Source organism: Burkholderia sp. 22088 (assembly GCF_052045915.1).
Lineage (GTDB): Bacteria > Pseudomonadota > Gammaproteobacteria > Burkholderiales > Burkholderiaceae > Burkholderia > Burkholderia cepacia.
This window is the reverse complement of sequence record NZ_JBQEPY010000001.1, coordinates 23787-46998: the sequence shown is the minus strand read 5'-3', so window position 1 is coordinate 46998 and position 23212 is coordinate 23787. Positions and strand designations below refer to the sequence as shown.

The window sequence follows — 23212 nt, the reverse complement described above, 5'->3', positions numbered from 1 at the left end:
CTAGACTGGGTGCCGTCCACCCTACCCGATCCCCCAGGAGACACGATGAATCCGGTTCCCGCGTACACCTCCGACGCCGACGTCGGCCACTATGTCGACGGCGCGCCCGTCTCCGGCCGCAGCGGCCGCTTCCAGGACGTGCTCAATCCCGCGCTCGGCCGCGCGGTGCGCCGCGTCGCGCTCGCCGACGACAGCGAAGTGCAGCAGGCCGTCGCGTCGGCCCATGCCGCGTTCCCCGAGTGGGCCGCGACGCCGCCGATCCGCCGCGCACGCGTCCTGCATCGCTTCCTGCAACTGATGAACGAGCATCGCGACGCACTCGCGGCGATCATCACGGCCGAGCACGGCAAGGTGTTCTCCGACGCGCAGGGCGAAGTCGCCCGCGGCATCGACATCATCGAATTCGCGTGCGGGGTGCCGCAGCTTCTGAAAGGCGACTTCACCGACCAGGTCAGCACCGGCATCGACAACTGGACGATGCGCCAGCCGCTCGGCGTCGTCGCGGGCATCACGCCGTTCAACTTCCCGTGCATGGTGCCGTGCTGGATGTTCCCGGTCGCGATCGCGACGGGCAACACATTCGTGCTGAAGCCGAGCGAGCGCGACCCGTCGGCGGCCTTGTTTATCGCCGACCTGCTCACGCAGGCCGGGTTGCCGGCCGGCGTGTTCAACGTCGTCCAGGGCGACAAGGGGGCGGTCGACGCGCTGCTCGACCACCCGGACGTGCAGGCCGTCAGCTTCGTCGGCTCGACCCCGATCGCGGCCTACGTGCAGCAACGCGCGGTGCAGTCGGGCAAGCGCGTGCAGGCCCTCGGCGGCGCGAAGAACCATCTGGTCGTGATGCCCGATGCAAACCTCGAGCAGGCCGTCGACGCGCTGATCGGCGCCGCGTACGGCTCGGCCGGCGAACGCTGCATGGCGATCAGCGTCGCGGTGCTGGTCGGCGACGTCGCGGACAAGATCGTGCCGCTGGTGGCCGAGCGCGCCCGCAAGCTCGTGATCGGCGACGGGATGTCGCCGGAAGTCGAGATGGGCCCGATCGTCACCGGCGATGCACTCAAGCGCATCGAAGGCTATATCGAGCAAGGCGTGAACGAAGGCGCGCAACTGGTGGTCGACGGCCGCGGGCTGCGCGTGCCGGGCCGCGAGGCAGGCTTCTTCACCGGCGGCACGCTGTTCGACCACGTGACCCCCGACATGCGCATCTACAAGGAAGAAATCTTCGGGCCCGTGCTCGGCTGCGTGCGCGTGAAGGACTTCGGCGAGGCGGTCGACCTGATCAACGCGCACGAGTTCGGCAACGGCGTGTCGTGCTTCACGAGCGACGGCGGCATCGCGCGCGAATTCGCGCGGCGCATCCAGGTCGGGATGGTCGGCATCAACGTGCCGATTCCGGTGCCGATGGCGTGGCATGGCTTCGGCGGCTGGAAGAAGAGCCTGTTCGGCGACATGCACGCCTACGGCGAGGAAGGCGTGCGCTTCTACACGCGCCAGAAGTCGGTGATGCAGCGCTGGTCGTCGAGCATCGGCAAGGGTGCCGAATTCGCGATGCCGACCGCGAAGTAATCGCCTGAAGGCACGCCGGCGGCCGGCCGCTGGCCGCCGGCCGCCGGTTGCCGGTCGCTCCTGCGGCCGGTATACCGGCAGGCGACTTCAGCCGGCCTTCGTACCGTGCGCGCCGTCGGCGGTCGGCAGGTACGACAGTTCGAGCCGATACGCGAGCGCGACGAACAGGCTCTGCGCGAGGCCCATCGTGGCCGTCAGCGCGCGGAAGCCGAACGTCTCGCTGTCCTGCACCATCAGCGTCACCTCGGCCTCCCGTGCAAGCGGGCTCATCCGGCTGTCGGTGATCGCGATCAGCCGCGCGCCGCGCTGCACGGCCTGCTGTGCGACCTGCACGGTTTCCTCCGCATACGGCATGAACGAGATGACGATCATCACGTCGCCCTCGCGCACCGACCGGATCTGCCCGAGATGCATGCTGCCCAGCGCGCTGAACAGCCCGATGCGCTTGTCGGTGTGCTGCAGCGCGTAGTCGAGGTACACGGCGATCGGAAACGCGCGCCGCGAGCCCGCGATCCAGATCGCCTGGGTTTCGGCGAGCAGGTCGACGGCCTGCGCGAGCGCCTGCGAATCGAGCGTCTGCCGCAGCTGCTGCATGCCGGCAATGCTGCCCTTGATGAATTCGTCGGCGATCTGTTCGGGCTGCAGGCTCGACGAGCCCGACTCGATCACGTCGCGCAGCCGCAGGTTGTACGCGCGCCCCGGCGCGATCTGCTGCGCGAGCCCTTCGCGGAACAGCCGCTGCATCTCGGAGAAGCCGGAAAAGCCGAAATGCTTCGCGAAGCGCACGACGGCCGACGGCTGGACGCCGCACGCCTCCGCGAGCGACTGGATGCCTTCCAGGCCAAGCTGGTCCCGATGCGTTTCCACGTGGCGCGCAATCACCTTCAGGCGATTGCTGAGGCCGTCGTATTCCTGCGTCAGGTGCTGCAGGAACTGCTCGACGGTGGCGGGAGGTTTCTCGGATGAACTCATCGGATAGCGCGAAGTTGACGGCCCCGATGCGCGCACGACACTGACGGACGCGGCCCGGGGCTCACCTGAACACATGCATGAAGGGCGAATTTAATCACGTTTGCGGCGCGGCCCGCGCCACGTGCTCGCTCCCACGCGCTCGATCATCACTTGCCTACGCTCCACGGCGATACTGGAAGCGATTGTCCAACGCTCGCGCGGCGTCGTAAAGATTAGGGCGTCTACCAAGCCGGCCATCGGGGCGAAGCGGCGAGAAACAGCGAGAAACGGCAAAAGCGACAGAAGCGGAGACATGCGGCAGGCAGCCGCCCGCCCCGCAGCCTGCCCGCGCCGCCGGTTCAGCGATAGTCGACCCACACCCCGCCCGCATCGGCGGAGCGCACGCAGTTCTCCACCCAGCGCACGCCTTCCACGCCCGCATGGACATCCGGAAAGCGAATGCTCTTCAACGCCGCGACGTCGCCGCGATCGGCCGCATCCATCGCAAGCGCGAAGCGCGCATAGAGATTCGACCAGGCCTCGAACAGCCCCTCCGGATGCCCGGCACCGATGCGATCTTCGCGCAATGCGTGCGGATGCAGATAACCCATCCCGCGATCGAGCACCTGGGCGGGCTGCCCCTGCACTTCGTAGCGCAACTGGTTCGGATGCTCGTCCCACCATTCGACGCTCGCCTTCGCGCCGATCACCCTCACCTTCTGGCCGTGCATCGAGCCCGCGTTCACCGCGCTCGACCACACGTAACCGACCGCGCCCGTGTCGTACTCCATGATCGTGAACGCGTTGTCCTCGAGCGGCGCGCGGCTCTTCACGAAGCTCTGCCGCGAGCACATCAGCCGCCGGATCTTCAGCTCGGGCGCCATCACTTCGGAGATGTACAGCGGATGCGTGCCGATGTCGCCGAGCACGTAGCTCGGGCCCGCGAACTTCGGGTCGACGCGCCAGCGCGCGGCCGCGCTCGCGGCCTCGACGCCCTCGCTGTGGAACCCGTGCGCGAACTGCATCTGCACGATGCGGATCTCGCCGAGATCGCCGCGCGCGATCATCTCGCGCGCCTGTTCGATCATCTGGTGTCCGGAATAGCCGTACGCGACGCCGACGACCCGGTTCTTCTCGACCGACAGCCGCTGCAGCGCCTCGGCCTCCTCGGTCGTGAAGCACAGCGGCTTCTCGCAGACCACGTGCAGCCCCGCGTTCAGCGCGGCGCGGCAGATCTCGAAGTGCGTGTTGTTCGGTGTCGCGATCGACACCGCGCGGATGCCGTCCGGGCGGCGCGCCTCGGCGTCGAACATCGTCGCGTAGTCGGGATAGCAGCGCTCGGCGGCGACGCCGAGCTTCACGCCGAACTGGCGGCCGCGTTCGGGATCGATGTCGAACGCGCCGGCGACCAGCTGGAAGCTGCCGTCGCGCAACGCGGCCGACCGGTGGCTGTAGCCGATCTGGCTGCCGAGCCCGCCGCCGACCATGCCCCAGCGAATCGAATGTCCAAGCAGAATCTGTCCGTCAATCATGATGGTGATGTTCCTGGTTCGTGTTCAGGGTGTTCAGGGGTGCAACGCGCGGTGGATCATGCGAAGCCGGCCGACGCGAGAAACGCGCGGCTCGCGGCGACGTCGCGCAGGCTCGTGCCGGCATTGCGCGGGTCGCGCTCCTGTTCGATCGTGATGTACCCGGCGTAACCGATGTCGTCGAGCGCGCGGCGGATCGCCCGGTAGTCGAGCACGCCGGTGCCGATCGGGCACATCACGCCGCGCGCGCACGCGGCGAAGAACGCGATGTGCTCGCCCATCACCGCGTCGTACACGGCCGCGTCGATGTCCTTGAAGTGCACATAGTCGAGGCGCGCCGCATGGCGGCGCAGCCAGGTTTCCGGGTCCATGCCCGAGTAATGCAGGTGGCCGGTATCCAGACAGAGGCCGGCCGTGTCGGCCGGAATGTCGGCGACGATCCGGTCGATCTCGTCCGCGAATTCGATGTAGCCGCCCGCATGCGGATGGATCACCGTGCGCACGCCGAATTCGCCGCGCGCGATCGTCGCGATCTGCCGGATGTGCTCGACCATGCCGGCCCAGCGTGCGCCGGACAGCCGCGGCGCGCGATCGGCGTGGCCGGCCGCGTAGTCGCGTTCTTCATGCCCCCAGTCGATCACGACCAGGTACGGCGCCGCGTAGCGCTGGCCGTCCTGCGTCGGCAGTTTCGGCAGCCGCGTGATCAGCGCGCAGATCTCGCGCGTCTGGCGCAACAGGTTCGACAGGTTCTCCGGCGCCACGAGATCGTCGAAGATCGTACCGGCGGTGATGCTCAGGCGCTGCCGCTCGAGCTCGGCGCTCACCACGTCGAGTTCGAGCGGGATGTAGCCGTACGGCCCGAGCTCGATGCCCGAGTAGCCGGCCTGCGCGGCCTCGGCGAGCACCTGCCGCCACAGCGGCAGGTGCGGGTTCTTCACGTCGTCGACACCCCAGCAGCACGGTGCGCAACCCATCTTCATCGTCATGTCGGTCAGTCCGGCAGGTAGGTAGGCGGCTGCGGTTCAGCCACGATAGAACGCGGGGCGTTCGGCCATCGCGATCGATTCGACCGCCCCGCTCTTTTGCGCACGCACGCATGCATCGGCCGCGACCGCCGCCGCGTAGCCGTCCCAGGCCGACGGCCCGGTGAGCGCGTGCGCGCGCACGCCGTCGATGAACGCCTGCAGCTCGACGTCGTACGATGCGATGAAGCGCTCCTTCCAGTCGGTCATGATCTCGACCGACTGCCGCGCCGCATGCTTGAGCCCCACCGCCGGCGGATCGGGCAGCTTCGCGATGCCCTGCTCGCCGACCACCTCGCACTGGATGTCGTAGCCGTACTGGCAGTTCACGAAGATCTCGACGTCGATGCGCACGCCGCTCGCGGTTTCCAGCAAAACGATCTGCGGATCGGCGAGATGCGACGATGCATGGCGCGTCTTCTTCGGATAGACGACCTGCGTGCTCACGTAGTCCTCGCCGAGCAGCCAGCGCAGCACGTCGAGTTCGTGAATCAGCGTGTCGGTGATCGCCATGTCGGTCGTGTAGCGCTCGCCGACCGACTGGTTGCGGTGCGCACAATGCAGCATCAAGGGCGCGCCGATCTCGCCGCTGTCGATCACGCGCTTGAGCGCGCGATAGCCTTCGTCGTACGGACGCATGAAGCCGACCTGCACGAGCCGCTTGCCGTGCGCGACTTCCGCTTCGACGATCCGCATGCAGCCTTCCGCCGTGACGGCGAGCGGCTTCTCGCAGAACACGGGCTTGCCGTGCGCGATCGCGTCGAGCACGAACGCTTCGTGCGTCGGCCCCCACGACGTGACGAGCACGGCCTGCACGTCGGCGGCCGCGACCACCTCGTGGCCGTCGGCGTAGATCTCGGCATCGAGCCCGTACTTCGTCACCGCGTCGCGCGCCTGCTGCGGATCGATGTCGTTGACGGCCACGACACGCGCGCCGGACAGCGTGCGGGTCAGTCTGCGGATGTGGTCCTGGCCGATCGCGCCGCAGCCGATCACGCCGATTTGCAAGGTCATCTAACAGTCTCCAGTCGTTCATCTGCGGTGCGACACCCGCCGCACCGGCCAGCAACAGGTCAGCGCGCGGTGCGATCGAAAAAACGATCGACGTAGCGCCGGATCGTGTCGCGCATGTAGCGCGACGACGCTTCCGCGCGGTCCTCCCACGCGAACACGCACGACGACATCACGCCGTCGAAGCCTGCCGCGCCGAGCGCGCGAAAGAACACGTCCCAGTCGATCTCGCCCTGCCCGATGTCGAGATGCTGGTGCACGCGAATCTGGTTCGAACCGGGCGGATTCACGATGTAGCGCAGCTGGCTGCTCTTGCGGTGGTCGAAGGTGTCGGCCACGCGCACGTGCGCGAGGATCGGCGCGGCCTGCGCGATCATCGCGGCCATGTCGTCGCCGTAGTAGAACGTGTGCGGCGCGATGTACGACAGCTTCAGCGACGGCGAGCCGATGTTCGTGACGATGTCGATCGCCGGCTGCAGCTGCTCGATCCAGTCCTCCGGATGCGGCTCGACCGACAGCACGATGCGTTCGCGCTCGAGGATCGGCAGCAGCTCGTCCATCGAACGGAACCACGCGGCTTCGCACAGCTCCTTCGGGTTCGCACCCGGCCGTTCGCCGACCGAGCGCTCGGGCGACGCACCGCGCCCGAACTCCGACACCATCAGCGCGCACTCCATCTCGACCGCCACCTCGATCGCCTTCTTCCAGCAGCGCACGGCCCATAACCGCTCGTCCTCGAACGGGCTCGCCCAGCGGTACATCGGCTGCAGCGACGCGAGGCCGACGCCGCTCGCGCGCATCGCCTGCCGGAAAGCGGCCATCCGCTCGCGCGTCGCGCGCGGCATCACCCACCAGTCGAGAAAGTCGCTGCGCGGCGACAGCTCGATCTGGTCGTAGCCGAGCTCGGCCACCGCGTGCGGCAGGCGGTCGAGCGGCAGGTGGCGAATCATGTAGGGGTCCAGCGCGATCTTCATCGAAAGTCCTCGGCGATAGCGGGTTCCGGACGAACGCAGCGGCACGTGCCGCCCTCGTCCGGCGATGCATGACGGTCAGCGGCGCTTCTTCTTGTTGCGGTACTGGTCGGCGATCACGGCCGCGACGATGATCGCGCCCTTGACCATCTCCTGGTAATACGCGTCGATGCGGATGAACGTGAAGCCCGACGTCATCACGCCGAGGATCAGCACGCCGATCACGGTGCCCGTCACGCGGCCGAGCCCGCCCGACAGCGACGTGCCGCCGATCACGACGGCCGCGATCGCGTCGAGTTCGTACATCACGCCCATGCCCGACTGGCCCGAGATCGCGCGCGCGGCGGTCACGGTGCCGGCGATCCCGCTCAGCAGGCCCGCGATCGCGTAGACGAAGACCAGGTGGCGCGTGACGTTGATGCCGGACACGACGGCCGCATGACGGTTCGCGCCGATCGCGTACGTGTACTTGCCGAAGCGCGTGTAGCGCAGCACGACGTGGAAGATCGCGGCGATCACGAGGAAGATGATCACCGGATTGGCGCCTGCGCCGATGGCCGCGAACTGGTCGGTCAGCATCGACACGGGCATCCCGTTGGTGAACCACTTCGCGAACCCGCGCGCGGCCACCATCGTGCCGAGCGTCGCGATGAACGGCGGGATGCCGGTCATCGCGATCAGCGAGCCGTTCAGCAGGCCGACCAGCAGCCCGACGCACACGCCGGCCAGCACGGGCCAGATGATCGGCAGGTCGGTCAGGTGCGGGAACACCGCGCGCGGGAAGTCGGACACCTGCGCGAGGCTTGCCGACACGACCGCCGCGGCGGCCACGACCGAGCCCGACGACAGGTCGATCCCGCTGGTGATGATCACGAGGTTCACGCCGACCGCGATGATGCCGATCACGGCCATCTGCAGCACGATGATCTCGAGCCGCTCGGTATTGAACAGGAAGCTCTGGCCGACGACGATCCAGCCGACGATCTCGAAGAACAGGCTGATGCCGACGAGCACGAGGAAGATGCTCAGTTCGGGCGGCCACTTCATGTGCCGCGCCTTGATCGTCATGGTCTGCGCATCCGCAGCCGGATTCAGGTTGCCCATTTCATTTGTCTCCAGTCTTGTTTCGGCTCAGCGCGACGCGAGATCCATGATGCGGACCTGGTCGGCGTCCTTGCGATCGACGATGCCGGTCATGCGCCCTTCGTGCATCACCATCACGCGATCGCTCATTCCCAGCACTTCCGGCATTTCCGACGAGATCATCAGCACCGCGACGCCCTTGCCGGCGAGCGCGCTGACGAGCCTGTGAATCTCGGCCTTCGCGCCGACGTCGATGCCGCGGGTCGGTTCGTCGAGGATCAGGATGCGCGGCTGCGTGAGCAGCCACCGGCCGATCAGCACCTTCTGCTGGTTGCCGCCCGACAGGTTCTGGATCTCCTCGTGCAGCCCGGGCGACTTCACGCGCAGCATCCGGCTCATTTCCTCGCAGTCGCGCTTCAACTGCGCCTGCCGCACGAAATTGAACTTCACGTAGCGGTTGCTGAGCACCGCCGCTTCCATGTTCGCGAGCAGGTCGAGATTCAGGAAGCAGCCGGTGTCCTTGCGATCCTCGGTGAGGAAGGCCATCCCGTGCTTCATCGCCTGCGCGGGTGTCGCGATCCGCACCGGCTTGCCGTCGATCCGGATCTCGCCCGACGTGGCCGGCACGACGCCGAACAGCGCCTCCGCGACGTTCGAGCGCCCCGAGCCGACGAGGCCGGCTACGCCGAGGATCTCGCCCGCGCGCAGCTCGAAGCTCACGTCGCGGAACACGCCGTCGACGCCGAGGTTCTTCACCGACAGCACGACGTCGCCGATCGGCACCTCCTCCTTCGGGAACATCTGCGTGATCTCGCGCCCGACCATCATGCGGATGATGTCGTCGCGCGTGACGTCGCTCGACGCATGCGTGCCGATGTACTTGCCGTCGCGGAACACCGAAAACTCGTCGGCAATCTCGAACAGCTCGTTCATCTTGTGCGTGATGTAGACGATGCCCTTGCCCTGCTCGCGCAGCTGGCGAATGATCCGGAACAGGTGCGTGACTTCCTTGTCGGTCAGCGCGGAAGTCGGCTCGTCCATGATCAGCACGTCCGAGTCGAACGACACGGCCTTCGCGATCTCGACCATCTGGCGGCTCGCGACCGTCAGCGTGCGCACGTCGGTTTCCGGATCGATGTCGATCGACAACCGCTCGAACAGCGCGGCCGTCTGACGGCGCAGCGCCGCGTGATCGATCAGGCCGAAGCGGTTCTTCGGTTCGCGGCGGATCCAGATGTTCTCCGCGACCGTCATGTACGGCATCAGGTTGAGTTCCTGGTGAATCATCGCGATGCCGCGGTCGAGCGCATCGAGCGGGCCGTTCAGCACGACCGGCTCGCCGTTGATCAGGATCTCGCCCTGGTCGGGCGTGTAGACGCCCGCGATGATCTTCATCAGCGTCGACTTGCCCGCGCCGTTCTCGCCCATCAGTGCATGGACGGTGCCGCGACGCACGCGGAACTGCACGCCGTCGAGCGCGACGACGCCCGGAAAGGACTTGCCGACACCGCGCACCTCGAGCACGCAGTCGGCCGCGGAAGAAGCCGGCGGGGCCGACGAGCCGGACAAACCCGACGCACCGGCCGACGCATCGTCGCCGGCCATCGGGCGCGCGATCCTGGCTGTAAACATGGACGTTCCTCGACGAGTCGCGCGCGTGCCCGGTCATGCCGGGCACGCGCAGTTCAACGGATCACCGGTCAGTGCTTCGCGTACTGGCTCATGTTCTCGGGCGTCACGAGCTCGAACGGCACGTTCACGTAGCGGTCGACGGGCTGCTTCTTCGCGAGCTTGAGCGCGGCCGCGACGGCCTGCTGCCCCTGCCCGGACGCGTTCTGGTACACCGACACCTTCAGCTCGCCGCTCTTCATCGAGGCGAGCCCGTCGGGCGTCGCGTCGATGCCGGCGACGATCGTCTTCGGCGTCCACTTGCGCGCGGCCTTCAGCGCATTGATCGCGCCGATCGCCATCTCGTCGTTGTTGGAGATGATCGCGTCGTACTTCGTGCCGGAGCTCAGCCAGTTCATCGTGATGTCCTGGCCCTGCGTGCGGCTCCACTTGCCCTCGCGCTTGTCGACGATCTTCATGCCCGCGCAATCCTTCGTCGCGATCACGTCCTCGATGTCTTTCGTGCGGGCGCGCGCCGATTCGTTGGACAGCTCGCCCATCAGCACGAGGAGGTCGCCCTTGCCGCCGAGCAGCTTGCACACCTGGCGCGCCTGCAGCGTGCCCGACTGCTTCTCGTCGGACGCGACGACCGCGACGCCGGCCGGCAGCTTGTCGAAATCGACCGGCTTGCGGTTCACGTAGACGAGCGGGATCTTCGCGGCCGTCACCATCTTCGTGATCTTCGGCGTCGCATCGGTATCGACCGCGTTCACGATGATCGCGTCGACCTTCTGCGCAATCATGTTCTGGACCTGGCTCAACTGCTTGCCGACGTCGTTGCCGCCGTCCTCGATCTGCACCGTCGCGCCGTCCTTCTTCGCCGAATCGGCGATGCTGTTGCGCAGGATGGTCAGGAACGTGTCGTCGAACGACGCCATCGTCACGCCGATCTTCTCGGCATGCGCGAGCGGCGCAGCCAGGATCGCGGCGGCCGCGACGGCCATCAGCTTGGTCTTCATGATCAATCTGTCTCCTCATCTCCGGGGGGCGGAAGACGGCGCGTTGCGCGCCGCCGGGCCGAGTCCGATCGAATCCGATACGGACTGAAGCATCCGGATGAAACTGTAGATCACTTCCTCGAAAATTTGGAAATTTATTTCTACGTGATTTCACCTAGGGAACTGGATTTCCAAAAAGTCTAGGCTGCGTCCGTAGCCCGATTCCTTGCGGCAGGCAGTCCCGCGTCGTGCAATACACGGTGCGGACGGTCGCGACCGGATCGGCCCCCTAATCCGCCGGCATTGCCGAACGCCGGCCGCGAGCGTGACACGTGATATGAGCCTGCTGAACTTTCCGAGTGACCGCCCCATCGATCTCGCCTGCCTCGGCCGCGTGGCCGTGGATCTCTATGCGCAGCAGTACGGCAGCCGCCTCGAAGACGCGCGCAGCTTCCAGATGTATCTCGGCGGCTCGTCCGGCAACGTCGCGTTCGGCGTGGCGCGGCTCGGGCTGAAGACCGCGATGATCTCGCGCGTCGGCGACGAGCAGATGGGCCGCTTCCTGCGCGAGACGCTCGAGCGCGAAGGCTGCGACACGAGCCAGCTGCAGACCGACCGCGAACGCCTCACCGCGCTGGTGCTGCTCGGGCTGAAGGATCGCGACACGTTCCCGCTGCTGTTCGTGCGCGAGAACTGCGCGGACATGGCCGTGCGCGCCGACGAGATCAGCGAGGACTTCATCGCCGGCTGCCGCGCGCTCGCGATCACCGGCACGCATCTGTCGACGCCGGGCACGCGCGAGGCGTCACTGACCGCGCTCGGTTATGCGCGCCGCCATGGCGTCGTGCGAATTCTCGACATCGACTACCGGCCCGTGCTGTGGGGCCTGACCGCGCGCGGCGCGGGCGAGAACCGCTACGTGCCGGACGCGCAGGTGACGCGTCAGCTGCAGCAGGTGCTCGGCGAATTCGACCTGCTGGTCGGCACCGAGGAGGAATTCCTGATCGCGGGCGGCGTGCCGCACGACCTGATCGGGTCGTTGCAGGCGGTGCGCGCCATCACGAACGCGACGCTGGTCGTCAAGCGCGGCGCGCTCGGCTGCTGCGTGATCGAAGGCGACATTCCCGCCCGCATCGACGATGCGCCGACCTTCCTCGGCGAACGTGTCGAGGTGCTCAACGTGCTCGGCGCGGGCGACGCGTTCCTGTCGGGCCTGCTGTCGGGGCTGCTGCGCGGCCGCGACTGGGCCGAGTCGACGCGCATCGCGAACGCGTGCGGCGCGATCGTCGTATCGCGCCACGCGTGCTCCGCGGCGATGCCGACGCCGGCCGAGCTTGCGCACTGGTTCGACGGCAGCCGCAATCCGGTGGTCGATGCCGATCACACGCTCGCGCACCTGCATCGCGTGACGGTGCCGCGCCGCGAATGGGACGACCTGTGCGTGATGGCGTTCGATCATCGCAGCCAGTTCTACGAACTCGCGGTGCAGGCCGGCGCCGACGAAGCACGGATCAGGACGCTGAAGCGCCTGCTCGTGCGCGCGGTCGAGCAGGTCGAGCGCGAGCGCCGGATCGAAGGCCATGTCGGCGTGCTGATCGACGGCGGCGGCTACGGCAGCGACGCGCTGGCGTCGGCCACCGGGCGCGGCTGGTGGGTCGGCCGCCCGGTCGAGCTGCCGGGCTCCCGGCCGCTGCGCTTCGACGAAACGCGCTCGGTCGGCTCGTCGCTCACGCACTGGCCGACCGAACAGGTCGTGAAGTGCCTCGTTCACTATCATCCGGACGACCAGGTCGACCTGCGCGTCGAACAGGAGCAGCGCGTGCTGGAACTGTGGGAAGCCACGCGCGCCAGCGGCAACGAACTGCTGCTGGAAATGATTCCGCCGCGCGCGGTCACGCCGGCCGGCACCGAGGACGACGCGGTGCTGCGCACGATCGCGCGCTTCTACAACCTCGGCGTGAAACCCGAATGGTGGAAGCTCACGCCGCTGAGCGCCGACGGCTGGGCACGGCTCGCCGCGCTGATCGCCGAGCGCGACCCGCACTGCCGCGGCGCGGTGATCCTCGGGCTGAACCAGCCGCTGCAGTACCTCGTCGACAGCTTCCGCTCGGCGACCAACCCGATCGTCAAGGGCTTCATGGTCGGGCGCACGCTGTGGGCCGATGCGTCGCTGAACTGGTTCGCCGGCCGGATCGACGACCAGGCGCTGATCGATGAAGTGGCCGGCAACTTCGCGCAGCTCGTGGACGCGTGGCTCGGCCGCCGTGCGGCGGCCGCCCGCGCCGCCGCGGCGTGACATGACGTGACGCGACACGAAGCGACGCCCGCGATGATCCACCCGAATCCTCTTCACCGACCGACATGACCTCTACCGTAAGACTGACCGTCAGCCAGGCGCTCGTGCGCTACCTGGCCGCCCTGCGCGCCGAAGTCGTCCAGCCCGACGGCCGCGTCGAGATCCTGCCCTACTGCGGCGGCGTGTTCGCGATCTTCGGCCACGGCAACGTGGCCGGGCTCGGCGAGGCGCTGCACGCTGAAAAAGACCGGCTGCCGACGTTCCGCGCGCACAACGAGCAAGGGATGGCGAACGCGGCGATCGCGTTCGCGAAAGCGAACTTCCGCCAGCGGATGATGGCCGCGACGTCGAGCATCGGCCCCGGCGCGACCAACATGCTGACCTCCGCCGCGCTCGCGCACGTCGGCCGCCTGCCGCTGCTGCTGCTGCCCGGCGACGTGTTCGTGTCGCGCCTGCCCGACCCGGTGCTGCAACAGGTCGAGGATTTCGAACAGGGCGACGTCAGCGCGAACGACTGCTTCCGGCCGGTGACGCGCTACTTCGACCGGATCACGTCGCCCGAGCAGCTGCTCGTCGCGCTGCCGCGTGCGATCCAGGTGATGACCGACCCCGCGCAGTGCGGCCCCGTGTGCCTCGCGCTGCCGCAGGACGTGCAGACCTTCGCGTACGACTGGCCCGAGGATTTCTTCGCGCCGCCGGTGATCCGGATGCGCCGGCCGCCGGCCGACGCGCTCGAGCTCGCCGATGCGCTCGACGTGCTGAAGGCCGCGAAGAAGCCGCTGATCGTCGCGGGCGGCGGCGTGCTGTACAGCCAGGCGTGGGACGCGCTGCGTGCGTTCGCCGATACGCATGGCGTGCCGGTCGCGGAATCGCAGGCCGGCAAGGGCAGCCTCGCGTGGGACCACCCGCTGAACCTCGGCTCGATCGGCGTGACGGGCTCGCCCGCCGCAAACCGCGCGGCCGCGCAGGCCGACGTGGTGTTCGCGGTCGGCACGCGGCTGCAGGACTTCACGACCGGCTCGCATGCGCTCTACGGCAACGCAACGCTGCTGAGCCTGAACGTGCAACCGTTCGACGCAGGCAAGAAACGCGGCCGGCAACTCGTCGCCGACGCGCGCACGGGCCTCGGCCAGCTGTCGGCCGCGCTGGCCGGCTGGCACGCCGATCCGGCATGGACGGCCAGCAACCGCGACCAGGCCGCCGCATGGAACGCGCGCGTGACCGAACTCACGACGCGCGTGCCGAACGACACGCTGCCCTACGACGCGGAAGTGATCGGCGCGGTGCGCGACTCCGCGGCCGACGCGGGGCGCGACAGCGCGCGCGACGACCTCGTGGTGTGCGCGGCCGGCACGCTGCCGGCCGAACTGCACAAGCTGTGGCGCAGCGGCGTGCCGGGCAACTACCACATGGACTACGCGTACTCGTGCATGGGCTACGAAGTCGCGGGCGGCCTCGGCGCGAAGCTCGCGCGGCCCGAGCGCGAAGTGATCGTGATCGTCGGCGACGGCTCGTACATGATGCTCAACGCGGAACTCGCGACCTCCGTGATGCTCGGCCGCAAGATCGTCGTCGTGATCCTCGACAACCGCGGCTACGGCTGCATCGAGCGGCTTCAACTGAACTGCGGCGGCGCGAGCTTCAACAACATGCTCGACGACTGCGTGCCCGAAGGCGGCGAACGCTCGACGATCGACTTCGCGATGCATGCGCGCGCGATGGGCGCCGAAGCCGTGCACGTGCGCGATATCGGCGAACTGCGCAGCGAAATGAAGCGCGCCCGCGCGGCGAAGAAGAGCCAGGTGCTCGTGATCGACACCACGCACCGGCGCACGACCGACGACGGCGGCGCATGGTGGGAAGTCGCCGTGCCGCAGGTGTCCGAACGCGCCGGCGTCGAGGACGCGCACCGCGCGTATCTCGACGCGAAGACCCGGCAGCGGCGCTGATGACGCACGCTGCCCACGCACCCTCCCCGCGAAAAACACATTCGAACCAAGGAAGCCCGTCATGAGCTGGAACGTCCGCATCGGTATCAATCCCCTGTCGTGGATGAACGACGACCTGCCGTCGCTCGGCGGCGAGACGCCGCTCGAAACGGCGCTGAAGGAAGGCGCCGAAATCGGCTATGCGGGCTTCGAGCTCGGCAACAAGTTCCCGAAGACGGGCCCCGAGCTGAAGGCGAAACTCGCCGGGTTCGGGCTCGTGTGCGTGTCGGGCTGGTATTCGGGCTTCCTCGCGGAAGTCGCGCCGGGCATGAGCGACGCCGATGCGGTCGCCGCGGAAATCGAGCGCTGCCGCGCGCACATGACGAAGCTGCAGTACAACGACGTGAACGTGGTCGTGTACGGCGAATGCGCGGGCACGATCCAGGGCAACATCGACACGCCGGTCGCGAAGCGGCCGCGCTTCGTCGACGAAGACGCATGGCGGCGCTACGCGGCACGCCTCGACGCATTCGGCGCGCACCTGCTCGCGACCTACGGCATCAAGCTCGCCTACCATCACCACATGGGCGCATACGTCGAATCGCCCGACGACGTCGACCGGCTGATGGCGCTGACCGATCCGGCGAAGGTATTCCTGCTGTTCGATACCGGCCACGCGTATTTCGGCGGCGCGGCCGACCCGGTGACGCTGTTGAAGAAACACGTATCGCGCGTGGTCCACGTGCATTGCAAGGACGTGCGGCCGCAGGTCGTCACGCAGGCGCGCAACGACGGCTGGAGCTTCCTGAACGGCGTGATCAACGGCACCTTCACGGTGCCCGGCGACGGCGCGCTCGACTACGAGGCGACGCTGCGCACGCTGAAGGATGCCGGCTACGAAGGCTGGCTCGTCGTCGAGGCCGAGCAGGATCCGGCCGTCGCGCCGAGCTATGCGTATGCGAAGAAGGGCTACGAATCGCTGCGCGCGATCGTCGACCGGTTGAGCGCGTGAGCCCCGTCACCCCCGCTGTCACCCCATTGCGGAGCCCCACCCCATGACGATTTCTCCCCTGCTGGTCAAAGCATCGCCCGAGCGCGAAATCTGCAACGTCACGCCGGAATCGGCCGGCTGGAAGCACGTCGGCTTTCGCGCGCTGCGCCTGAAGGCCGGCGACACCGAAACGCTCGACACGGGCACGCGGGAACTGTGCGTCGTCGTGCTCACGGGCACGGTGCGCGCGGAAGTCGACGGCACGACCTACGATGCGCTCGGCAAGCGCGACAGCGTATTCGAGGACGTATCGCCCGATGCGCTGTACGTGCCGGGCGGCAAGACGGTCACGCTGGTCGCGACGCGCGATGCGGAAATCGCGCTGTGCACCGCGCCGTATGCAAGCGGCGACAAGCCCGTGCAACGCCTCGACGGCGAACGGATGCGCCGCTCGGTACGCGGCCAAGGCACCAACACGCGCTACGTGTGCGACATCCTGATGGGCGACAACCCGGCGGCCGAACGCCTCCTCGTCGTCGAGGTCGTCACGCCGGCGAGCCATTCGAGCAGCTATCCGCCGCACAAGCACGACCGCGACGCAGCGCCCGACGAAACCTCGCTCGAGGAAACCTACTACCACCGGATCGATCCGCCGCAGGGTTTCGCGTTCCAGCGCGTGTACACGGACGACCGCAGCCTCGACGAAGCGTGCGCGGTCGAGAACCACGACGTCGTGATGGTGCCGCGCGGCTACCATCCGGTCGTCGCGCCGCACGGCTACAACCTGTACTACCTGAACGTGATGGCCGGGCCCAGCCGCGCGTGGGCGTTCAGGAACGACCCCGCGCACGAATGGATGCTCGACGCGGCGCCGAAGCGCTGAATGGAAGACGGGCCCGCGCGCGGCCCGTGACGATGCGATGCCCGGCACGCGCACCCAGAGCCGGGAACGCCACGGAGCCGCCATGGTGACGACCCTCTTTCGCCTCGATCCCCACCCGTTCGACGACGACGCGTCGAACCCGGCGCTGCCGCGCTTCGATGCGGCGCTTGCCCGCCGGATGGGCGAGATCGCGGTCAACCTCGCGTCGCGCCGCGGGCTGCCGATCGCGGTGAGCATCGTCGGCGAGCAGGCGCCGCTGTTCTATTGCGCGCTCGACGGCAGCCACGCGAACGACAGCGACGCGATCCGCCGGCGACAGAACACGGTGTTGCGCTTCGGCCTCAGCTCACTCGCGGTCGGCGAGCGCTTTCGACGCGCCGGCTGGTCGCTGCAGTCGCAGGGGCTGTCGGATGACGACTACGCGCTCGACGGCGGCGGCGTGCCGTTGCGCGTCGCCGGGGCCGGCATCGTCGGCGCGATGACGATCGCGGGGCTCGACTCGGAACACAATCACGCGCTCGTCGTCGAGAGCCTGCAGTGGCACGTCGGCCGTTACGCGCTCGCGCCGCACGCGTAACGACAAGGGCACGACCGGCGCAAGCGCGCCGAGGCACCGCCCCGCACGATCAGTTCAACCCGCCGCTCACGACGAGATGCTCGCCGGTCATCCAGCGTGCATCGTCCGACGCGAGGAACACGGCCACCGACGCGATGTCGTCCGGCTCGCCGAGGCGGCCGAGCGGCGTCTCGCTGCGCACCTGCTTGTCGAGATCCGAACCGATGATGCCCGCGCTGTGCGTGCCCTCGGTCACGATCATCCCCGGGTTGATCGCGTTCACGCGAATCTTGCGCGGGCCGAGTTCGAGCGCGAGCACGCCGGTGATCGCGTCGACCGCGCCCTTGGTGCCGCTGTAGACGGCGCTGGCGGGCGGCGTGATGCTGGTCACCACCGAGCTGATGTTGATGATGCTCGCGCCTTCGCCGAGATGCTTGACGGCGGCCTGCGTCGTCAGCAGCACGCCGAACACGTTCGTGTCGAACTGCCGGCGATAGTGCTCTTCGGTGATCGCCTCGATCGGCGCGAATTCGTACACGCCGGAATTGTTGACGAGCACGTCGAGACGGCCGTACGTGTCGATCGCCGTATCGACGATGCGCTGCGCGTCGGCTGCCTTCGACACGTCGCCGCCCACCGCGACCGCGCGGCCGCCCGCTTCGACGATCGCGCCGACGACCGCGTCGGCACCCGCCTTGCTGCTCGCATAGTTGACGACGACCGACGCGCCTTCGGCGGCCAGTGCCTTCGCGATTGCCGCGCCGATGCCCTTCGATCCGCCCGTGACGATCGCGACCTTGCCTGCCAGCTTGCTCATGATTTCATTCCTCAGTCAAAAGACCTTCGATGGATGGCGCCGGTTGCCGCGCAGTGTGTCGATGCGGCGACCGGCATGCATGGCAATGTACGGTGCGGCACCGCAGCGATAAAGCGGCTCGACACGAATTGACTGGCGGCGTTTTCCGAACAATCGCTCGCGCGCCGTCAGCCGGCGCTGAGCCAGGCGTTCGCGACCTCGCCGCCCAGGCCGTCGAGCGCGCCGTCGTAGACGATCCGTCCGCGCCCCATCACCGCGACGCGCCGCGCGAGCCGCGGCGCGAACTGCAGCCGCTGCTCGATCAGCAGGATCGCGACGCCGTCGGCCTGCAGCGCGGCCAGGCACGCGCCGACTTCGTCGACCGCGAGCGGCGCGAGGCCTTCGGCCGGTTCGTCGACGATCAGCACGCGCGGGCGGCCGGCCAGCGCACGCACCAGCGCGAGCACCTGCTGTTCGCCGCCCGACAGCCGCCCGGCTTTCACGTCCGCGCGCGCGGACAGCAGCGGAAAGCGGTCGAACAGCCGTTCGAGCGCCGCGCGTTCGGCCGCACCGCGGGCGCCGCGCAACCCGAGCCGCAGGTTGTCGCGCACCGTCAGCAGCGGGAACACGTCGCGGCTTTCGGCAACGTAAGCGACACCGCGCCGCGCGATCTCGAACGTGCGCGCGCCCACGCATTCGGCGCCGTCGATGCGCACCGAGCCGGCCGTGCGCACGAGCCCCATCACGGCCTTCGCGAGCGTCGAGCGCCCCGAGCCGTTGCGGCCGAGCAGCGCGAGCGTCTCGCCCGGTGCAAGCGCAAGATCGACGCCGTCGAGCACGGGTTGCAGGCCGTACCCCGCGCGCAGGCCGCGGATGTCGAGCAGCGCGCTCACAGGCCGCCCTCGCCCAGGTAGGCGGCCCGCACGGCCGGATCGGCGCGGATCGCATCGGGTGCGCCGGTCGCGACCACCGTGCCGCGCACGAGCACCGTGATGCGCTCGGCGAACCCGAACACCGTGTCCATGTCGTGCTCGATCAGCAGGACCGTTCGCCCCCGCGTCGTCGCACGGATCAGCGCGATCATCCGCGCCGCTTGCGCGCGGCTCATGCCGGCCGTCGGCTCGTCGAGCAGCAGCGTGCGCGCCCCGCTCGCGAGTGCGATCCCGAGATCGAGCGCGCGCTGTTCCGCATAGCCCAGTTCGGCGGCCGGCGTGTCGCGGTGCGCGTCGAGGCCGATGTCGTGCAGCACGCGCCCGGCCGCGAGATCGACCGACGCCGATTCGCGCAGCCGGTTCCACCAGCGCCGCCGTTCGGCGGGCGCATGCAGTGCCGCACAACGCAGGTTGTCGAACACGGACAGCCGCGCGAACGCGCTCGTCTGCTGGAAACTGCGGCCGATGCCGAGCCGGCTCGCGACGACCGGCCCGCGCCCGCGCAGCTCCACGCCATGCAGCACCACGCGCCCGCGCGTGGGCCGCGTCGCACCGGCGATCACGCCGAACAGCGTCGACTTGCCCGCGCCGTTCGGCCCGATCAGCGCATGACGCTCGCCGGCCGCGATGCTCAGCTCGACGCCGTCGAGCACCGTCTGCGCGCCGAAGCGCTGCACGACGCCGTGCAGCGCGATCGCGTTGCCGTTCATCGCACGTCCTCCCGCTTGCCCGCCTGCCCGCCCGGCGCGAAGCGCGCGCGCCAGCCCCACAGCAACGCACCGATGCCGGCCGCCGAACACGCGACGGCCCAGCCGGCCGGCGTATCGGCGTCGATGCGCCAGGCGCCGAACGCGAAGCCTGCGCCGTCGTCCTGCGCGAAGCGCCACGCATAACCGAGCTCCGCCGCGCAGACGATCGCGACGCCCCAGAACACGCACGCGGCGACCGCGCACAGCATGCGCCACCGCTCGGCCGCTGGCGCGCCGCGCCGCGATGCTTGCGCGAGCGCCTGCACGATCCCGGCGATCCCGCGCGGCGCGGCCACGACGATCGCGACGAACAGCACGCCGAGATACAGCGCCCACGCGCGCGACACGCCCGCGACGACGATGCTCAGCAGGGTCAGCACGGCGGCACCGGCCGCCGGCCCGAAGAACGTACCGGTGCCGCCGATCACCGCGGCGATCAGCACGGTCGCCGAACGCGCCATCGACACGCTGTCGGGCGTCGCGATTTCGACGTCGATCAGCGTCAGCGTGCCCGCGACACCCGCGAAGAACGACGCGCAGGTGACCATCGCGAGCCGCACGCGGCGCGGATCGGTGCCGAGCGCGGCGACGCGCGCGGGATTGTCGCGCACCGCGTTCGCGAGCCGCGCGAGCGGCATGCGCGTCAGCGCGTGCATGGCCCACGCCGACGCGATGCACCACGCGGCGATGACCGCATACGCCTGCACCGGTGCGCCGAAATGCCAGCCGCCCCACGGCGTGCCGCTCGCGCGGTCGATCGGCACGCCGCCGATTCCGCCGAACCACGCGGGCACGCTCCAGGCGGCGGCCGCGACGCATTCGCCGAGCCCGAGCGTGATCATCGCGAACGCGGTGCCGGAACGGCGTGTCGCGAGCAGCCCGGCCGCGAAGCCGAAACCGGCGCCGGCCATGCCGCCGACGAGCGGCAACAGCGGCAGCGGGCCGCCGAAGTGGTTGAACCAGTGCGCGGCCGCGAACGCGCCGAGGCCCGCGAACGCCGCGTGCCCGAACGACAGCAGCCCGGTCGTGCCGAGCTGCAGGTTGTACGACAGCGCGAGCACGACCAGCGCGGCCGTCTGCGCGAGATAACCGAGCACCGCGCCATGCGGCCACAGCCACGCGGGCAGCGCGACGCACGCGGCGAACAGCGCCCCGCGCGCCAGGCCGGCGGCAAGCGTGCGGCTACGCATCGGCGCGCTCGCCGAACAGCCCGCGCGGCCGCGCGACCAGCACCGCGACCAGCAGCAGGTACGGCACCAGCGGCGCGAGCTGCGCGATCGATACTGTGGCCACGCTGTCGGGCAGCGCGATGCCGGCCCATGACGCGAGGTCGCGCAGCGACGTATCGCTCGCGGCCGCGAAGGTCTGCGCGCAACCGACGGCGAGCGACGCCGCGAACGCGCCGCCGAGCGAACCGAGCCCGCCGATCACGACGACCGCGAACACGACCGAACCGACAGTTTCGGCCAGCGCGGGTTCGATCACCGCGAGCGGCGCGCCGATCACGCCGGCCAGCGCGGCCAGCGCGGTGCCCGCGCCGAACAGCGCCGTCATCACGCGCGGCACGTCGTAGCCGAGCGCCTCGACGGCCGCCCGGTGCGTGAGTGCCGCGCGCACCACGAGCCCGATGCGCGACGTGCGCAACAACGCGCCGAGCGCAACGAGCATCGCCGCGGACATTCCCATCATGAACAGCCGGTAGCGCGGCAGCGCGAGGCCGAAGACGGTCGCGGGCGCGCCGTCGAACAGCGCCGGCACGGGGGCCGGCAGCGGCGCCAGGCCCCACACGAGTTTCGCGCCCTCGCCGATCAGGTACGCGAGCCCGAAGGTCAGCAGCAGTTCGCTCGTATGGCCGCGCGCCTGGACTCGGCGCAGCAGCGTGCGTTCGCAGCCGGCGCCGAGCAGCCCCACCGCGAGCGGCGCGAGGACCAGCGCGGGCCAGAAGCCCGCGCGGGCCGCGATGCTGTAGCCGACATACGCGCCGAGCATGTAGAAGCTCGCGTGTGCGAAGTTGAGCACGCCCTGCACGCTGAAGATCAGCGTGAGGCCGGCCGACAACATGAACAGCAGCAAGCCGTAGCTGAGGCCGTTGAAGGCCTGGAGCGCGAATGCGTGCACCGCGAGGTCAGGCCGCGAGCGGCTCGAGCGCGGCGCGCAGCGCGTCGGGCAGCGGCACCGGGCGGCGCGTGCCGCGATCGACGTACACGTGCACGAAATGCCCCTGTGCGGCGGGCGACGCGTCGCCCTGCGCGAACAGCCCGACCTCGTAGCGCACGCTCGACGTGCCGAGCTTCACGACCCGCAAGCCCGCGTCGACCGACTGCGGAAACACCAGCGGCGCGAAGTAGTTGCACTGCGTCTCGACCACGAGGCCGATCGTCTGCCCGTGCTCGACGTCGAGCACGCCGGCGCGGATCAGGTATTCGTTCACGACCGTGTCGAAGTAGCTGTAGTAGACGACGTTGTTCACGTGCCCGTAGACGTCGTTGTCCATCCAGCGGGTCGTGATCGGCAGGAAGTGGCGATAGGCGTCGCGCGGACGCGGTTGCGGCTTGTCGGACATGGCGATGGCGGTCAGGACGATGAAAGCGCTGAGGACGAAGCGCGGCGGCCGCGTGGCACGGCGCGCCGGCAAGAAGCCGGGCGCCGCGATCGCTCGCGGCACGGCGGCTGCAACCCGACTGGCCGGCCCGTCACTGGCCCGGCCGGTCGACGAATTCGAAATCGAGGCCGCGCGCACGCATCCAGTCGGCGAGCGCGACACCCGTGCCGGCGCGCCACGGGCGCAGCAGCGGCGGATCGACGAGCTTGTATTCGAGCAGTTCCGGCGACAGCGCGACCGTGCCCGACGCGCGCACGTGGTACGCGATGATCAGTTCGTTCTTGCGGATGAATTCGTAGACGCCGACGAGCGACACGTGCTCGGCCTTCAGGGCCGTTTCCTCGAACACCTCGCGCGCGATGCCGTCCTCGGGCGTCTCGCCGTTCTCGAGGAAACCGGTGATCAGCGCGAACATGCCTTCGGGCCAGGCCGCGTTGCGCGCGAGCAGGATCTTGCCGTCGAGCTCGACGATCGCGGCCACCACCGGCAGCGGGTTGTTCCAGTGCACGTAGCCGCATGCGTCGTCGGGACAGGCCTGGCGGACGCGGCCGCCTTCATGGTCGGGATCGGCGCGCTCGGTGAGCGGGCTCGCGCAGCGCGGGCAGAAGCGGTAGTCGGCGGTGGTCATCGATGGGGATCTGGCGGGCGCGGGAAAGGCCTCATTCTAGCGAGTTTGCCGGCCGCAAGCCGTCGCCCGTGAAAGCGGACGACAGTGGCCGCCCCTCGCGCGACGCGTGCCG

Annotated in this window: 21 protein-coding genes; 6 read left to right on the top strand and 15 right to left on the bottom strand. The window is 69.0% G+C overall.

Annotated features, from left to right (window positions below; translation table 11 throughout):
• Nucleotides 1-45: 45 nt before the first annotated feature.
• Entirely contained in the window at nucleotides 46-1566 is a 1521-nt protein-coding gene (locus ACTJLD_RS00200) for a CoA-acylating methylmalonate-semialdehyde dehydrogenase (RefSeq protein WP_027787736.1), read from the top strand.
• A gap of 87 nt (nucleotides 1567-1653) precedes the next feature.
• Here ACTJLD_RS00200 and ACTJLD_RS00195 read toward each other — a convergent pair whose 3' ends face one another.
• From ACTJLD_RS00195 to ACTJLD_RS00160, 8 genes are all read right to left on the bottom strand, one after another.
• The gene (locus ACTJLD_RS00195; protein WP_021162369.1) at nucleotides 1654-2538 is read right to left on the bottom strand and encodes a MurR/RpiR family transcriptional regulator; all 885 of its coding nucleotides are present in this window, start codon (nucleotides 2536-2538) and stop codon (nucleotides 1654-1656) included.
• A 338-nt stretch (nucleotides 2539-2876) separates the two neighbouring features.
• Nucleotides 2877-4049 carry a Gfo/Idh/MocA family protein gene (locus ACTJLD_RS00190; protein WP_440657617.1) on the bottom strand — a complete coding sequence of 391 codons (1173 nt, stop codon included), beginning with the start codon at nucleotides 4047-4049 and terminating at the stop codon, nucleotides 2877-2879.
• 56 nt (nucleotides 4050-4105) lie between these two features.
• Entirely contained in the window at nucleotides 4106-5032 is a 927-nt protein-coding gene (locus tag ACTJLD_RS00185) for a TIM barrel protein (RefSeq protein ID WP_440657616.1), read from the bottom strand.
• A gap of 36 nt (nucleotides 5033-5068) precedes the next feature.
• Nucleotides 5069-6082: a Gfo/Idh/MocA family oxidoreductase gene (locus tag ACTJLD_RS00180; RefSeq protein ID WP_021162372.1), complete on the bottom strand. Its 1014-nt coding sequence runs from the start codon at nucleotides 6080-6082 to the stop codon at nucleotides 5069-5071.
• Nucleotides 6083-6141: 59 nt separating this feature from the next.
• Nucleotides 6142-7053, bottom strand: coding sequence for a sugar phosphate isomerase/epimerase family protein (locus tag ACTJLD_RS00175; protein WP_049096986.1), 912 nt, complete (start codon nucleotides 7051-7053; stop codon nucleotides 6142-6144).
• A 75-nt stretch (nucleotides 7054-7128) separates the two neighbouring features.
• Nucleotides 7129-8154, bottom strand: coding sequence for an ABC transporter permease (locus ACTJLD_RS00170; protein ID WP_059484329.1), 1026 nt, complete (start codon nucleotides 8152-8154; stop codon nucleotides 7129-7131).
• A 27-nt stretch (nucleotides 8155-8181) separates the two neighbouring features.
• Complete coding sequence (locus ACTJLD_RS00165; RefSeq protein WP_124818922.1) at nucleotides 8182-9765, bottom strand: sugar ABC transporter ATP-binding protein; 1584 nt, start codon at nucleotides 9763-9765, stop codon at nucleotides 8182-8184.
• Nucleotides 9766-9833: 68 nt separating this feature from the next.
• A complete protein-coding gene (locus tag ACTJLD_RS00160; RefSeq protein WP_027787741.1) occupies nucleotides 9834-10760 on the bottom strand; it encodes a sugar ABC transporter substrate-binding protein in 927 nt (308 codons plus the stop codon).
• 316 nt (nucleotides 10761-11076) lie between these two features.
• Between ACTJLD_RS00160 and ACTJLD_RS00155 the strand changes: the two genes are divergently transcribed.
• The 5 genes from ACTJLD_RS00155 to ACTJLD_RS00135 all read left to right on the top strand — a co-directional run bounded on the left by ACTJLD_RS00155 (nucleotide 11077) and on the right by ACTJLD_RS00135 (nucleotide 17414).
• Nucleotides 11077-13035, top strand: coding sequence for a bifunctional 5-dehydro-2-deoxygluconokinase/5-dehydro-2-deoxyphosphogluconate aldolase (locus ACTJLD_RS00155; RefSeq protein WP_060173015.1), 1959 nt, complete (start codon nucleotides 11077-11079; stop codon nucleotides 13033-13035).
• A 65-nt stretch (nucleotides 13036-13100) separates the two neighbouring features.
• Nucleotides 13101-14984, top strand: a complete 1884-nt coding sequence (gene iolD, locus ACTJLD_RS00150) for a 3D-(3,5/4)-trihydroxycyclohexane-1,2-dione acylhydrolase (decyclizing) (RefSeq protein WP_027787743.1) — start codon at nucleotides 13101-13103, stop codon at nucleotides 14982-14984.
• Between the two features lie 61 nt (nucleotides 14985-15045).
• Nucleotides 15046-15975: a myo-inosose-2 dehydratase gene (iolE, locus tag ACTJLD_RS00145; RefSeq protein ID WP_059699022.1), complete on the top strand. Its 930-nt coding sequence runs from the start codon at nucleotides 15046-15048 to the stop codon at nucleotides 15973-15975.
• 43 nt (nucleotides 15976-16018) lie between these two features.
• The gene (gene iolB, locus ACTJLD_RS00140) at nucleotides 16019-16837 is read left to right on the top strand and encodes a 5-deoxy-glucuronate isomerase (RefSeq protein WP_027787745.1); all 819 of its coding nucleotides are present in this window, start codon (nucleotides 16019-16021) and stop codon (nucleotides 16835-16837) included.
• A gap of 82 nt (nucleotides 16838-16919) precedes the next feature.
• Nucleotides 16920-17414, top strand: a complete 495-nt coding sequence (locus ACTJLD_RS00135) for a heme-degrading domain-containing protein (protein WP_059497814.1) — start codon at nucleotides 16920-16922, stop codon at nucleotides 17412-17414.
• 49 nt (nucleotides 17415-17463) lie between these two features.
• On the opposite strand, the gene ACTJLD_RS00130 is transcribed toward ACTJLD_RS00135, so the two are convergent.
• From ACTJLD_RS00130 to ACTJLD_RS00100, 7 genes are all read right to left on the bottom strand, one after another.
• A complete protein-coding gene (locus tag ACTJLD_RS00130; protein ID WP_021162382.1) occupies nucleotides 17464-18210 on the bottom strand; it encodes a glucose 1-dehydrogenase in 747 nt (248 codons plus the stop codon).
• A 167-nt stretch (nucleotides 18211-18377) separates the two neighbouring features.
• Nucleotides 18378-19082, bottom strand: coding sequence for an ABC transporter ATP-binding protein (locus ACTJLD_RS00125; protein WP_027787747.1), 705 nt, complete (start codon nucleotides 19080-19082; stop codon nucleotides 18378-18380).
• Nucleotides 19079-19831 (bottom strand): ABC transporter ATP-binding protein, encoded by a 753-nt coding sequence (locus ACTJLD_RS00120; protein ID WP_440657614.1) that lies wholly within the window; start codon nucleotides 19829-19831, stop codon nucleotides 19079-19081. The genes ACTJLD_RS00125 and ACTJLD_RS00120 overlap by 4 nt, the downstream gene beginning before the upstream one ends.
• Nucleotides 19828-21060, bottom strand: a complete 1233-nt coding sequence (locus tag ACTJLD_RS00115; RefSeq protein WP_440657613.1) for a branched-chain amino acid ABC transporter permease — start codon at nucleotides 21058-21060, stop codon at nucleotides 19828-19830. Before ACTJLD_RS00115 ends, ACTJLD_RS00120 begins: the two co-directional genes overlap by 4 nt.
• Nucleotides 21053-21988 carry a branched-chain amino acid ABC transporter permease gene (locus ACTJLD_RS00110; protein WP_059699016.1) on the bottom strand — a complete coding sequence of 312 codons (936 nt, stop codon included), beginning with the start codon at nucleotides 21986-21988 and terminating at the stop codon, nucleotides 21053-21055. Before ACTJLD_RS00110 ends, ACTJLD_RS00115 begins: the two co-directional genes overlap by 8 nt.
• A 7-nt stretch (nucleotides 21989-21995) precedes the next feature.
• Nucleotides 21996-22433, bottom strand: coding sequence for an acyl-CoA thioesterase (locus ACTJLD_RS00105; protein WP_027787751.1), 438 nt, complete (start codon nucleotides 22431-22433; stop codon nucleotides 21996-21998).
• A 130-nt stretch (nucleotides 22434-22563) separates the two neighbouring features.
• A complete protein-coding gene (locus ACTJLD_RS00100; protein WP_027787752.1) occupies nucleotides 22564-23100 on the bottom strand; it encodes an NUDIX domain-containing protein in 537 nt (178 codons plus the stop codon).
• Nucleotides 23101-23212 lie beyond the last annotated feature (112 nt).